General features: G+C 28.9%; 20 protein-coding genes. 5 read left to right on the forward strand and 15 right to left on the reverse strand.

Going from position 1 to position 12,141, the window contains the following annotated elements:
• Nucleotides 1-203: 203 nt before the first annotated feature.
• Together AVBRAN12647_RS03875 and AVBRAN12647_RS03880 are read left to right on the forward strand one after the other, a co-directional pair.
• A complete protein-coding gene (locus AVBRAN12647_RS03875) occupies nucleotides 204-644 on the forward strand; it encodes a hypothetical protein (protein WP_336609860.1) in 441 nt (146 codons plus the stop codon).
• Between the two features lie 387 nt (nucleotides 645-1,031).
• Complete coding sequence (locus AVBRAN12647_RS03880) at nucleotides 1,032-1,550, forward strand: hypothetical protein (protein ID WP_336609858.1); 519 nt, start codon at nucleotides 1,032-1,034, stop codon at nucleotides 1,548-1,550.
• A 13-nt stretch (nucleotides 1,551-1,563) separates the two neighbouring features.
• Here AVBRAN12647_RS03880 and AVBRAN12647_RS03885 read toward each other — a convergent pair whose 3' ends face one another.
• The 15 genes from AVBRAN12647_RS03885 to AVBRAN12647_RS03955 all read right to left on the reverse strand — a co-directional run bounded on the left by AVBRAN12647_RS03885 (nucleotide 1,564) and on the right by AVBRAN12647_RS03955 (nucleotide 11,051).
• On the reverse strand, nucleotides 1,564-1,962 hold the full coding sequence (locus AVBRAN12647_RS03885; protein WP_336607391.1) for a hypothetical protein: 399 nt from the start codon (nucleotides 1,960-1,962) through the stop codon (nucleotides 1,564-1,566).
• Between the two features lie 163 nt (nucleotides 1,963-2,125).
• A complete protein-coding gene (locus tag AVBRAN12647_RS03890) occupies nucleotides 2,126-2,311 on the reverse strand; it encodes a hypothetical protein (RefSeq protein WP_336614728.1) in 186 nt (61 codons plus the stop codon).
• Entirely contained in the window at nucleotides 2,311-2,532 is a 222-nt protein-coding gene (locus AVBRAN12647_RS03895; RefSeq protein ID WP_336614729.1) for a hypothetical protein, read from the reverse strand. The genes AVBRAN12647_RS03890 and AVBRAN12647_RS03895 overlap by 1 nt, the downstream gene beginning before the upstream one ends.
• Nucleotides 2,495-2,785 carry a hypothetical protein gene (locus AVBRAN12647_RS03900; protein ID WP_336609856.1) on the reverse strand — a complete coding sequence of 97 codons (291 nt, stop codon included), beginning with the start codon at nucleotides 2,783-2,785 and terminating at the stop codon, nucleotides 2,495-2,497. The genes AVBRAN12647_RS03895 and AVBRAN12647_RS03900 overlap by 38 nt, the downstream gene beginning before the upstream one ends.
• Nucleotides 2,785-3,690 carry a phage late control D family protein gene (locus AVBRAN12647_RS03905; protein WP_336614730.1) on the reverse strand — a complete coding sequence of 302 codons (906 nt, stop codon included), beginning with the start codon at nucleotides 3,688-3,690 and terminating at the stop codon, nucleotides 2,785-2,787. Before AVBRAN12647_RS03905 ends, AVBRAN12647_RS03900 begins: the two co-directional genes overlap by 1 nt.
• Nucleotides 3,681-3,887, reverse strand: coding sequence for a hypothetical protein (locus AVBRAN12647_RS03910; protein ID WP_336609854.1), 207 nt, complete (start codon nucleotides 3,885-3,887; stop codon nucleotides 3,681-3,683). Before AVBRAN12647_RS03910 ends, AVBRAN12647_RS03905 begins: the two co-directional genes overlap by 10 nt.
• Nucleotides 3,884-4,249 carry a DUF1353 domain-containing protein gene (locus AVBRAN12647_RS03915; RefSeq protein WP_336612781.1) on the reverse strand — a complete coding sequence of 122 codons (366 nt, stop codon included), beginning with the start codon at nucleotides 4,247-4,249 and terminating at the stop codon, nucleotides 3,884-3,886. The genes AVBRAN12647_RS03910 and AVBRAN12647_RS03915 overlap by 4 nt, the downstream gene beginning before the upstream one ends.
• Complete coding sequence (locus AVBRAN12647_RS03920) at nucleotides 4,249-4,788, reverse strand: DUF4376 domain-containing protein (RefSeq protein ID WP_336614731.1); 540 nt, start codon at nucleotides 4,786-4,788, stop codon at nucleotides 4,249-4,251. The genes AVBRAN12647_RS03915 and AVBRAN12647_RS03920 overlap by 1 nt, the downstream gene beginning before the upstream one ends.
• Before the next feature lie 11 nt (nucleotides 4,789-4,799).
• Entirely contained in the window at nucleotides 4,800-5,291 is a 492-nt protein-coding gene (locus AVBRAN12647_RS03925; RefSeq protein ID WP_336608938.1) for a gp53-like domain-containing protein, read from the reverse strand.
• A gap of 3 nt (nucleotides 5,292-5,294) precedes the next feature.
• Nucleotides 5,295-6,608 (reverse strand): tail fiber protein, encoded by a 1,314-nt coding sequence (locus tag AVBRAN12647_RS03930; protein WP_336614732.1) that lies wholly within the window; start codon nucleotides 6,606-6,608, stop codon nucleotides 5,295-5,297.
• Nucleotides 6,605-7,057, reverse strand: a complete 453-nt coding sequence (locus AVBRAN12647_RS03935; protein ID WP_336614733.1) for a hypothetical protein — start codon at nucleotides 7,055-7,057, stop codon at nucleotides 6,605-6,607. Before AVBRAN12647_RS03935 ends, AVBRAN12647_RS03930 begins: the two co-directional genes overlap by 4 nt.
• Nucleotides 7,048-8,085, reverse strand: coding sequence for a baseplate J/gp47 family protein (locus AVBRAN12647_RS03940; RefSeq protein WP_336608966.1), 1,038 nt, complete (start codon nucleotides 8,083-8,085; stop codon nucleotides 7,048-7,050). Before AVBRAN12647_RS03940 ends, AVBRAN12647_RS03935 begins: the two co-directional genes overlap by 10 nt.
• Nucleotides 8,075-8,344 (reverse strand): hypothetical protein, encoded by a 270-nt coding sequence (locus tag AVBRAN12647_RS03945; RefSeq protein ID WP_336608967.1) that lies wholly within the window; start codon nucleotides 8,342-8,344, stop codon nucleotides 8,075-8,077. The genes AVBRAN12647_RS03940 and AVBRAN12647_RS03945 overlap by 11 nt, the downstream gene beginning before the upstream one ends.
• A gap of 59 nt (nucleotides 8,345-8,403) precedes the next feature.
• Entirely contained in the window at nucleotides 8,404-10,233 is a 1,830-nt protein-coding gene (locus tag AVBRAN12647_RS03950) for a hypothetical protein (protein ID WP_336608968.1), read from the reverse strand.
• A 44-nt stretch (nucleotides 10,234-10,277) separates the two neighbouring features.
• Nucleotides 10,278-11,051 (reverse strand): S24 family peptidase, encoded by a 774-nt coding sequence (locus tag AVBRAN12647_RS03955; RefSeq protein WP_214118645.1) that lies wholly within the window; start codon nucleotides 11,049-11,051, stop codon nucleotides 10,278-10,280.
• Between the two features lie 156 nt (nucleotides 11,052-11,207).
• On the opposite strand from AVBRAN12647_RS03955, the gene AVBRAN12647_RS03960 reads away from it, so the two are divergent.
• From AVBRAN12647_RS03960 to AVBRAN12647_RS03970, 3 genes are read left to right on the forward strand one after another with little or no spacing between them, the layout of a single operon-like run.
• Nucleotides 11,208-11,372, forward strand: coding sequence for a hypothetical protein (locus AVBRAN12647_RS03960; protein ID WP_214118647.1), 165 nt, complete (start codon nucleotides 11,208-11,210; stop codon nucleotides 11,370-11,372).
• A gap of 17 nt (nucleotides 11,373-11,389) precedes the next feature.
• Nucleotides 11,390-11,593, forward strand: coding sequence for a hypothetical protein (locus tag AVBRAN12647_RS03965; protein WP_214118649.1), 204 nt, complete (start codon nucleotides 11,390-11,392; stop codon nucleotides 11,591-11,593).
• Nucleotides 11,586-12,140: an ERF family protein gene (locus AVBRAN12647_RS03970; protein ID WP_336614734.1), complete on the forward strand. Its 555-nt coding sequence runs from the start codon at nucleotides 11,586-11,588 to the stop codon at nucleotides 12,138-12,140. The genes AVBRAN12647_RS03965 and AVBRAN12647_RS03970 overlap by 8 nt, the downstream gene beginning before the upstream one ends.
• Nucleotide 12,141 lies beyond the last annotated feature (1 nt).

Consider the following 12,141-nt stretch of genomic DNA (forward strand, 5'->3'; position numbering starts at 1 on the left):
TTTTTAGAGTTTAATTATAAAACTCTTATACCGATTAAAGATATACAGATTTTTAGAGTTTAATTATAAAACTCTTATACCGATTAAAGATATACAGATTTTTAGAGTTTAATTATAAAACTCTTATACCGATTAAAGATATACAGATTTTTAGAGTTTAATGATTTAAAAATATCAACCATTTTATTAATTAAGGAGTTATAATGATAAAACTAATGTTTGACTCATTATGCAATATTGTAATACCTGTATATTTTATTACAAAGAACAATAATCAAAATAATACGGTATTAGTCGATAAAGCTATTAATAAGCTTAAGAAAAAATTAAATTCTATTGAAAATAGAAAAAAGAATTTAAATGATAAAGGTGCTCATGAAATTAAAAATGAAGCAGAAGCTATAAGTACAGCGATAATTGATTATTTATATACGCTCAATATTTATTGCAAAGATTGGATTAAAATCAATCCTTACTGCATTGTTGGAAAATTTGAAAAAGAGCTAAAGAAATCGTTTGAGCAAAACTTAGAAATTTGTTCAAGAGATTATGAGTATATCAAAAAAATGTATGATATATTAACAGCAAAAGGTGTTAAAAAATACTTCTATAAGACATGGTATTTTTTAAAAAAATGCCTATAAATTAAAGCTGATTCAAGCCATCTTAAATAAGATGGCTTGAGCGGTCTTATCAACGCCTTTGATTTCTTCTTTTACTTCTTTACACATTTCCTTATTCCACAATATTTCAACATTACTTGTATATGTAGCGTTAAAAGTTAGCAATAAAAAGGAGAATGGCTAAAAAGTTTTAATAACGATTTTTAGATAAAATCGCAAAGGAGCTTAAAAACTAAAATCTGCAGAACTTTAGTCGTTTCGCTCCTTTTAAATACGAAACATAATAAGAAAAAAATGGGAGTAATTTTTATAATTTGTGTTAAAAAATTCATAGAATTTTAACATATGAAATCAATATGTTAAAAAACTAAGATTTTTTAGCATTAAAATTTAAAAAAGGAGAGTCGCATGAAAAAGTTATTAGCATTATTAGCCTTAGCTTTAGTGTGTAATGCTAGAGGGGTTTTTACACCAGAACCAACACTAAATTTTACTCAAGCAAGATTATATGATGAGTGCATTAAAGAAAACAATGCTAAATCTTGTGAGAATTATTTGGATTATAAAAAATATGATAGTAGTGATTATTTAAAATTAAAAGAGAGTGCTGAAGTAGCTTTTAAAGGTTGCGATGAGTTACAAAGTGCTAAGTCTTGTTTGGTTTTGGCTAAATTTTATTCTAAGTATTCTCCAAAAAATAAAATTATTTTTAGTGATGAAAAAAAAGAATTTGATTATTATGTAAAATCTTGTGAATTAAATAATAAATATTGCATTATGGTAGGAAAACATTATAAATTATTATACGCTGATACTAAAGATAAAAAAGATAAAAAACAAGCTTTAAAGTATTATAAGCTTTCTTGTGATAGTGGTTATAAATTAGCTTGTGAAAATTATAAAGAATTAGATAGTTGGTGGAAATAATCCACCAACAAGCTTAAAAGCCATAAAGTTTCATAGCTACTTCTGATTTTCTTCCACCAAGCAAAGCAAGTAATGCCCCACGAGTAAAGAAATTTGCCATCATTTGCTTTTTATCATCTGCAAAACTTTTTCTTGTGTCTTCTAATAACATATCTAAATCTCCATCATTTTCAACAAAATGTGAACTTACAACTTGTGTTACTGAATTAAAATTGATAAATCTACTTAAAAAACTAGCTGCTGACATTAATCTTTTGTTTTTTACCATCTTATCCATAATCTCATCAACTAAAAGCACTAACTCATCGCTAATATCATCAGCTTTATACTCACTTGTATCTATGCCTAACTCTTCTCTTGTGTAAAATGCTTGAATAAACGCTAATGCAACTTCTTTTCTTTCTCTTGTCATAAATTCTCCTTTATATTTATTTTAACTGCTTGCTTTTTATTAAATACATGTTCTTAGCTAAGTCATTTTTACCTCCTTACTAAAAAATATAAAATTATGATGATTTTTCAACGCATCAATAATCTTTAAAAAGCTATTTTCGCTGTTGTTTTTTTTAAATTCATTATTTCATTCTCTCACTCAAAACTTTTAAAAGCGTTACGATTTCTTGACTTAAGTTCTCAATTCTTTCTAATTTCTTTTGATTTAAATACGTTTGATAAATCAGCATTCCACCAAGAACTCCTGCGACCGTTAAATCTTGTATAGTCGCGCCTTTTAAAATTAAATGCAATAATCCTTCTTCCATTATTTATCTCCTTTTACAAAATCTCTCACGGCTTTTAACTTAGCTTTGCAATCACGATAAGCACTCACGCTATCTATCACAAATAAAGCAAAATCGCCGTTTGTTTTCATATTTCTATCCATATCCAAATTCTCGCATTCTAAAAAGTCTGTTGGCACTTGCTCTTTTACATACACTATTTTTTCACTGCAAGCTGTTAAAAATATCAAGAAAATAATCATCAAGCTTATCTTTGCTCTTCTCATTTTCACTTACCTTTTTTACTACAGATAAACGGATTTTTTGTTTATCTTGTAGTTTTTTATTTAGCTCATCTCTTGCTAAATTTGCTCTTTTTAGCTCATCATCTTTTGCTAAAATCACGGCATTTAGCTCAAATGCTTTAGTTTTTGCTTTATCTAAACTCGCTTTTAAATCACTTATGTATAAATACATTAGCAAGATGATAACTCCTAAAATCGCATTTATTTTCATTAGCAAAACTCCACGCTAGTAATAAACCCACTAGCATTTATTGAATGCGTTATTTTTTCTATTTGAGTGTTTAAAGTCTTATTTTCAAGCACTATATCAAGCAATGCACCTGCATTCATAGCACGACCAAGCACCTTTAAAGAGCCTTTAAAGCTCGCATTCTTTTGAGTTTGTAGCTTAGAGTTTGCTAGGGTTAGTGCCTCTTGCTTATTCTTTACAAAAGAATTAATTTTTTTTACAGGCTCACTGCTACCTGCTCTTACAACAATATCTTTATTCTCTTTTGCATCAAAATAAGTAACTTCTACACTACCTGCCGACACCCCAGCGATGAACTCATAATCAAGCTCTATTAATTCACCTTCTTGCAATTCATATTTAAGTCTTTTATTCTCTTTATTTGCATCGTGCAAAATCAATGTATCATTTTTGATACTCATATTTACACCTAGCTTATCACATTCACTACTTAAAAATGCTAAATCGCTTTGGTTATTTTGCTGATAGTTTTTAAGCTCGTTTTTGCTAACCTGTGCTTTAAACTTTAGTCCATTTTCTTTTGCGATACTACGTGCAACTTTTAAAAACTCGCTTTCTTTAAATGTCCTATTTTTTATTTGTTTTGCACGGCTTAGATTTGCACTCACACATTCTAGCTCATAAGTTTGCTTATACTTGATTTTGATTTTGTTTATATAAAAAGCACCTAGCAAAACACCATCGCAAAAAACTTTTATAGTATCATTTAGGCGTGGCTCAGGCGTGTTGTAGCTTAGCGTGATATTGCAAGTATCAGCCTGACCTTTTGCATAATCATTAATAGTAATATTTATAAAAGGCATTTGAGCCGTTTTATCAATATCATTATAAAATAATGTTATCTTTGGCTTATAAACTAGCTCCATAAAGTCTCCGTTTTTTTAGTTTCAACTTTAGGCTCTATTAGTTCTATTTGTTCGCCACCACGAAAATAAAGCGTGTTTAAATGCTTATGATTAGCTCTTAAAAACTCTTGATAAAAGCTAGATGAATAATCATCTCTTTTATAATGTTTGGCATAAATCACGCTTAATTTTTCGCCTTGCTTTGCAATATAAATCATCTAAAAACCTTGTATTTTAAAAAATGATAAAATCTGCACGAGTTGTAAAATAAAGCCGATTTGAAATTACTAACATCTAGCTCTTTTAACGCAATAAAAAATATATTGTCAGCTAAAATAAAGTCTTCATAATTTTTGTCATTCTTATATGCTTTATCGCATAAAAAATCATGCACCACCACAGCACTTAGATACTCTGGACTATTTGGTGGATAGATAGACCAAAGCAAACGAGGTATATTTGCCCCGTTGGTTTGATAACCTTTATTAATTTCAACTTTAGCAAATCCACATTCGTAACAATATGGCTCTGCTAATTCGTATTTATCTTTATCAAAAGGTTTTATTACTACTCTTTGCATTAGTTAAACTCCAAATTAATTGCATCTAAACTTTCTTTATTTTCAGCATTTCTAATTTGTTCTTTGTAAGCCCAATATTTTGCTGTAATAACTTGAAGTCTTGTAGCTATTAATAAAGATAGTTGTTTTAAATCATCTAAGCCAAAAATATTAAGAGAGTTATCACTACTTTTCCAAGCAAAATCAGGTGGCACTGCACCAACACTAGAAAAAATAACCAAGCTTTGAGTTAAAAGTTCTTTTGCTTTAGCGTCTGCTTGATAAAACTTATCTTTATATAAAATATCAGCATTCTCAACTGATGATTTTAAACTTTCTAGCTCGTTTAATTTAAGCTCTTTCAACTCATCTATACTTAGTTCTTTTTCTTTATAAATTAAACGCATTTCATTTGTTACATAATTAGCATTTATATTTAAAGCTTGTGAGTGTTCTTTTTCGCTTATTGTAAAATTTGGTTCAGGTATAAAATCACTTATCTCATCATCATAATAAGCTTTAATTTCTCTTGTATTTTCATCATAATTTACATAAATCATTTTTTCTCCTTTTAAAAACCAATCGCAAAAATTGAACCTATAACATTTGAATTAGTGGCATATTTATTCCAATAAGTCTTATGAATTTCAACTTGCGTATTTGTATAATTTGTAATATGTAATATAGAGCCATAACCACCACCAATACTACTACCTGAATCTGTTTTATCTTTTGAATTTGCAATAACGCTTAAAACTTTATTTGGAAAAGCTATAGGAAATTTTATTACTTCAGTTGATACTTTTGTATTGTTCGCATTTATCCATTGCAAAATTAGTCCGTTAGGTAATTTTGTATAACCATTGTCTGCAAAAGATTTTTGGCTTAAGTGCATATTTATAGCATTTTTAATAGCTGTAAAATCAGTAATATTAAGCTTAGCATTAAGCTTGTTATCTACTACTTGCTTATCATACACACTAGCTAGTAGCTTACTTTGAGCATCTAACATTGCTCTTTGATTGGTGATTAATTCACTTAAACTTCTTTGTATTTCTTCCATTGTTTACTCCTTTATTTGAATTATGAAATTCATTGACATATTGATTGGGCGATTTTCATTAGCGGTTGGAACAACACGACTAGCATTAAAGTCAACATAGGAATTACCATTACCTACTCTACTACCACCTTGCGCCAAATCATCACCTTTGCCATTAGTTTTAACAAATGCTCCGACACCTTTTGTGAATATTGGATAAGAAGCAAATATTGAAGCTGTTATATTCCTAATCGCATCACCTTGTGATACGCCTAATGCTGCAGCATTACCGCCAACGCAACGAACAAAACGACCACGCAAATCAGGTATCTTAAACTTAAGTTTGTCAGCACTTTCTCCATAAATTGTGCCGATAGCACTAAATAATTGTGGGTAAGCTGTTTTTAATAATTCACGACCATCGCACAACATATAGTTACTAGGAATTGTCGCACCTGCATACATAAATATCATACCTACTTTACCCCCCCCCAATTCAATTTTAGTGAGTAGGTTTTGGCATTGGGTCATTAACTTACTCATTTGTGTGTTTTGAAGTGCGAGTTGATTTAATACACTTGTATGATTTGTGCTAATTGTTGTATTTTGTGTGGTTTGGCTGTTATCAACTTCAGCTTTTGTGTAAGTTGTAGTTTTATCAGCTTTAGTATTATTTAAAGCATTATACTTGTCTGTATCTTTTTTATCAATCTCAGCTTTTGTATACGTTTCTGTTTTAGTATAGTAATTATTCAAAGCTGCTTTATCAGCTTTAGTATTTTCAAGAGTTTTTATCTTATCATCTTGCAAGTTTTGAGAAGCTGTAAAATCGCTTATATTGACTTTATCTAATCCTAGTTTTGCTATTAACTCATCTTGTGCTTTTTGAGAAGTATTAAAATGTGCTAAAGTTGGATAGACTATCGTTTCATCTATTTTTATACTTAATTCACTTGCGTGTTTAAGCTCCATTGCTAACTTATAATGAAACAATGAAGCGTTTGTATCTGTTGCTTTACTTAGCACTGGTGTTCTTTTTATTTTAGTAAAGCATAAAAGCTCTCTATTTTTTGCCACAAATCCAACGCAATTTATGAAAAAATCTTGTGCTGTATCATTTCTTAGCACTGCTTCAAGGATTATTTTTGAGTTATCAAATTCATCTATTCTTACGCTTGTTGGAAGATTTTCATATTTGATATTTGTTAAAGACGCTGTGTTTTCATCTAGTGTATCTAAATTACAATCAGCATAAACAACCTTTGATATAAATAAATCAAGCTTATTTATAATTGCGTGTGTTATTAGCTTTTTACCTGCATTCGTAATTATTGTCATAGTTCTTTAAACTCCTTAATTTGCATTACTGCCTGAATTATTAAAGGCTTTTCGTGTATTGTGATAAGTTCTATGTTTTCACATACGCTTCTTACGTTTTTATATTTATTTATGTATTCGCTAAGCTTTAGTATGTTTTCGCTAGTTGTGTTTTCGCTAATCTCAACCACTGCTTTAAAAGTATAAGGTTTATCTAAATTAACAACTTTACAATCAGCAAAAACCCCACGAAGCATAGTTTTAAAATAGCTCGCAGTCCCTTCGCTTTGATTTAGCAGAAGTGGAGTTTTTAGTTCTTGATGATGTCCCCATTGTGATGATAAAACTTTTGTATTTTTTACATTTGGCTTATAAAAATGCTCGGTATTTATAGAATATGCATTATCAAGCACTTCTAAAATAGAGTTTTTGTAATCTTCTAAAGATTTTGAATAAATACTTAAATCCATTTTTCAATCCTTAATGAATTTAGCTTTAAAATACTATTTTTATCTATCGTTTGAAGTGGCGTTGTGATACTTATATCACTTATATTCTCATCATTGCATAAGCTTATGATTTTACTCTCGCTTACGCTCTCGCCAATGTCAAGCTTTTTATAAAAATCTTTTATGATATAATCAATCTTTGCTAAGTTCTCGGCAAATAAAAAATCATCTTTTACTTTGATTTTTATTACTAAATCTTGCGTGATTTCTTTACATTTAATAAGATTAATTTTATCTGTTAATGGCACTTTATTTTCAAGGGCCTTTAAGATTTGTGGCTCTATATTTTCAGCTTGAGTGTAGTAGCAAATGAAGACCTGTCCTGGCTTTGTGTTATCATCATATACTTTAGCTTTTAATACAGCTTTAGTTGATAAGACATAAAATAAATAGCTTTCAGCACTTCCTGCCGTGCTAAATCTATGAAGTGCTAGTTTAAAGCGTTCTTTTAGCTCTTCATCGCTCTCACGATAACTATCGTTTTGCCATTCTGTTATTTGCTCTATTTTTTCAATGTAGATATTTTGAGTTTCAAGCATTGATATTTTCATATCTAAAAACTCGTTATTTTCTATCTCACATAGCTCTATAATCTCATCTTTTACATATACATCATTTAGCAAATACGCATAATGACCTTTGCCATCGCTTAATTTGGTATTCTTAGGTATAAATGTAGGGCTATTTGCTGTGATTTTTATTTTGCATGTTGCATTATTTGCGTGTTTTCTAGTTAGTCCTACAAGTGCTACAAGCTCATCTAAAAATGTATCGCGTGAATATACTAAATAGTTTTGCATAGCTATATTTGTGATATATTCATGCTTTGTCTTAAACCACTCCAAAAAGCAATCAGTTAAAATCATAATATCATCATTTATTAGCGGCTTATAATCGCTTTGATTTGCTTTGTTTTTGTAATTTTCTATGATTTCATTACGAGCTTTATCTATATCAAATGGAGCGAAAAATACATCATTATAATTCATAAATGACACGCTCCTTGCTCTCAATTACTTCGTAATCAATAAGCACATTTGTTCCGTTTAGGGCTAATTTTTTAATGATAATGCGTGGCTCAAGTAGTTTTATTTGCTCTGCTAAAGTCTTTAAATATGCGTGAGTGTTAGCATGTGTTAGCTCTTTATCAACCAAGCTATCACAACCCAAAAATGGGCGTAATGCGTGACTAAACTTACGCTTTTTTATAATTCTAGTTAAATTATCATCTATGCTTATCTTATACATAGATGAAGTTTAAAAAAGCTTTGGTTGTTATTTGTATTACAAATAAAAAGAATGTTATATCAAGATAGCATTTGTTCTACAATATAACCAACTAAACAAATAGCTAAATAAATCAATAAATATTTTTTCCATTTGCTTTTCTTTTTTGCTTTGATGTCTGATGATTGATTTTGTTTCATTTCGTATTCTTTAATGACTTTTTCTACATTCTTGCTATCAAAATCAGATGAAATTGAAATGCCTTTACTATCTTTTGAAAATTTCATAGATTTTCTTATCTCTTCTTTTAGCATTTTTTGTAATTCTTCAGGATACTCGTTAAGTGGACTATCTATTTCTCTTATTTCGCTATCAAAAAACGCATCAGGTATTTTAAAATCTTTATAATATTCAGCATATTTATCTATGTTATCGCTATCTAAATGACTTAAATCTATTTCATCTAATACGCTATATTTTCTCTCGTTTTTTGGCGTAGTTTTGCTATATTCATACCAAGCTTTACAAAAAACCGCTTCAGTAGCTATTTCATCAGGTAAGTATTTAAATAAGTGCGGACTTTTGCAAAGCTCATCATATATTATTTGTAAATGGTTTTTGAATGCTTCTTCAGGCACTTCATAAAATCCACCAAAGTATCTACAAGTAATCAATGCTCTAAACATTTCTTCGCTTGATTTTATCTCATCTGATAAATCTTTTATAGCCTCTCTATCTTTTGTCAAAAGCTCCACTAAAACATCATAGTCTTTTAATTGTTTATCGCTTAGTTTATAAGTATTGTTAGATAGCAAATCTTTTACTAATAGTTGTTTATCAAGCTTTCTAGTGCTGACTTTTTCTTTTTTTAATCCGCCAATTAATTCATCAGGTGCTTGATCTATAAAATCTAAATAGCTTTCACATACTATATCATAATTATCCATAGAGTGATTTTGCACTCTTTTTACATATTCTTCCCAAGCAAAAATCCACATCTGCTTATCATTCTTAAACTCTTTTGGCATTGAACTTAAAGCCCAAGTGGTTTTAGAAAGTGCGTATTTCCACAAATCCTTATTTAAATATACGCTATCATTAAACAAAGCAAGAGTTCTAAAGCTGTTTATATCCACACAATACATAGCAAGTTCTAAGCTGTTTTTTATATTATCATTTGCATATTTTATTAAAGAATATCTTTTAGGCAATATCTTTTTAAATAATTCTAGGTTATTTTGCATATTTTCTGATATATATTGTAAGTTTTTAGCGTCTAAATCAAGCAACCATTCGCAAAACTCCAAATCGTTTAATATTTGTTCTCCTAGATGTTCTGCGTGATGAAAGTTCTCTAAAAACATCAAAAAGCTTTTATCGTTTTTAATATTATTAGAGGCGTGTTTTATGTAATTTAAATCAATTTTAATTAACTCTTTCATAAAATCATCATCTTGCTTTAGCTTATCGCCTATAAAATCAGCTTTTTTAGTATTTTGTGCTATATATAAAACAAACTCTTTATTATTTTTCAACTCTTCAGCAGCATAGCTTAATGCTTTTGTAATGCCTAGCATTTTTACATAATTTATCATAATCTTAGCATCTTGTCTGATAACAGGACCTATGTGTTTTAGCACATTGATTTTGTTTTCGGATAGCTTTAGTATAAAATCATAATCATTTTGCAATCTTTCGCTAAGTTTGTTAAAATGGGAGCTACTAAGCTGTAAGATAGAAAAGGCAAAATCACTATCATCTAACAAGCTTTCATCTACATATTTTACTAGCTTTGTATTTTGTGTGAGTGCGTAATAGCAAATATTTTTATCTTTATATAATTCTTTATCAAGTATTTTAAAAATATTTATATCTTCTTTTAATTTTGCTAAAACATCATCTTTATTCATAAGCCATCCTTTTTTTATTAAAAGGATAGCTAAAATACTTTAAACTAGCATAATTTTTTAAAATCGTAATTATAAATACCAACGACCATTCCTAAGACACTAAAATTACGGTCTGGTAAAACTTCTTTATCTTTATAATCTTCTTTGTTATCACTGCGTAAAAATAGTTTATCATCTATCTCAACTACTCTTTTTACATAGTATTTATCTTCATAAAACAAAACATAAATGGCACCATATACAGGAATATTACTTAGCCTTTTAACGACTAACGAACTTCCTTCGTTTATTGTAGGCTTCATACTATCTCCTATCATGGGAAACAGTGCTAATTCATTAAGCTCTTTTACTTTTCTTATTTCCAAATGAGCCATAATCTCATCTTTTAAAAAAGGTATATCAACTTTGTCAGTTTCAAATACTTCTATCCCAGTTCCAGCTGAAACAGTTAAATCTTTATAAAAAGGGATATAAATAATCTTAGAGCTTTCCAAATCTAATTCTTGTGCCTCATTTAATATACTATCTAATACTTCTCTCTCGCTATCATTTAACATTGTCCTGTCTTTAAAAAATGTACTAACATCTACATTATTCTCTTTAGCAATTATAAAAAGCATTTCTCTTTTTGGTGCCATATTTTTATCTTCGTTTACCCAACACTTAATACTAGGTTCTTTTGCTCCTTTAATACCCAAACTAAGAAAATGCCTAGACCACCAAGCATAACCATTTCTGCCTAGATATGTTCTTAACACATCAATATCTAATATTTTTTTGATTATTTTACTTTCTTCTTTTACTTGTTGTGTATTCATAGCTAGTCCTTAATTTATAAATATCTTTTTTAGTATAGTGAAATAAATAAAAAAAATCAATAGTTTAAAAATAATATACTAAAAAATATATTTTAAGATATTATTAAGATATTTTTAACTATACTTTTAAGTATATTATTAAAAAAGGAGATTTATATGAATTGTTTAGAAATCAAAACTTTAACTTATGATTATGCAATTTCAGGACATAGAAAAGATTATTCGGCTTTAGTATATTATGTAGATAATCGTAACATAATAAGAGATAGAAGATTTAAGTTTGCAGTTGATAGATTAAAAAATACTAAAAAAGATATTTAATGAAAGGTATTTAAAAAATGCGTGATTTTTATTTAACAGACATAGCAAGATTTAATCTTACTAACTTTTGCAGTGGCTTTAGGGATAAAAGCCGTGATGATTGTAGATTTTATCGCAATAAAGAAGGGGTTGAGTTTTCTAGTTCAACTCACCACGTTGTTGATAATTCAATTATTAGAACTAGAAAATACAGAATTGATTGTGGAGATTTAGATGAGTGAGATTATAAAAGTATTAAGCACTATTCAGCAAAAGATAAAAGCGAAAAAAGATGCCAAAAATAAGTTTGCAAAATACGAATATAGAACAATAGAAAGCATTTTAGAAAATTATAAAAAGGCAAGCGAAGGATTAGAAACGACGCTTACATTTAGCGAAAAAATCTTATGCGATTTTGATGGCAAGATTATCTTAGAAGCTACAGCTATTCTACAAAAAGCAAATGAGAGTATTAGTTCTAATGCTATCGTGGAGATTGACTATAACCACAAAGGTATGAGTAAGGAGCAGATTTGGGGAACAGCTTCAACTTATGCTAAAAAAAGAGCCGTTTCATCTTTATTATGTCTTGATGATAGCGAAGATGATCCTGATAGTTTAGATAATGATGAAAACCCAAATTCAAATTCTTTAGTTGATGAAATCAAAAACCTAGCAAAAATAAAAAATGTAGCAATAGAACAAATACTAAAGTGCGAAAAACTTAAAAGCTTAGAAAATGCAAAACCTGAGCAATTACACAAAATATTAGATAATTTAAGGAGTTAAT

This window comes from Campylobacter sp. RM12647 (assembly GCF_020138135.1).
Taxonomy (GTDB): domain Bacteria; phylum Campylobacterota; class Campylobacteria; order Campylobacterales; family Campylobacteraceae; genus Campylobacter_E.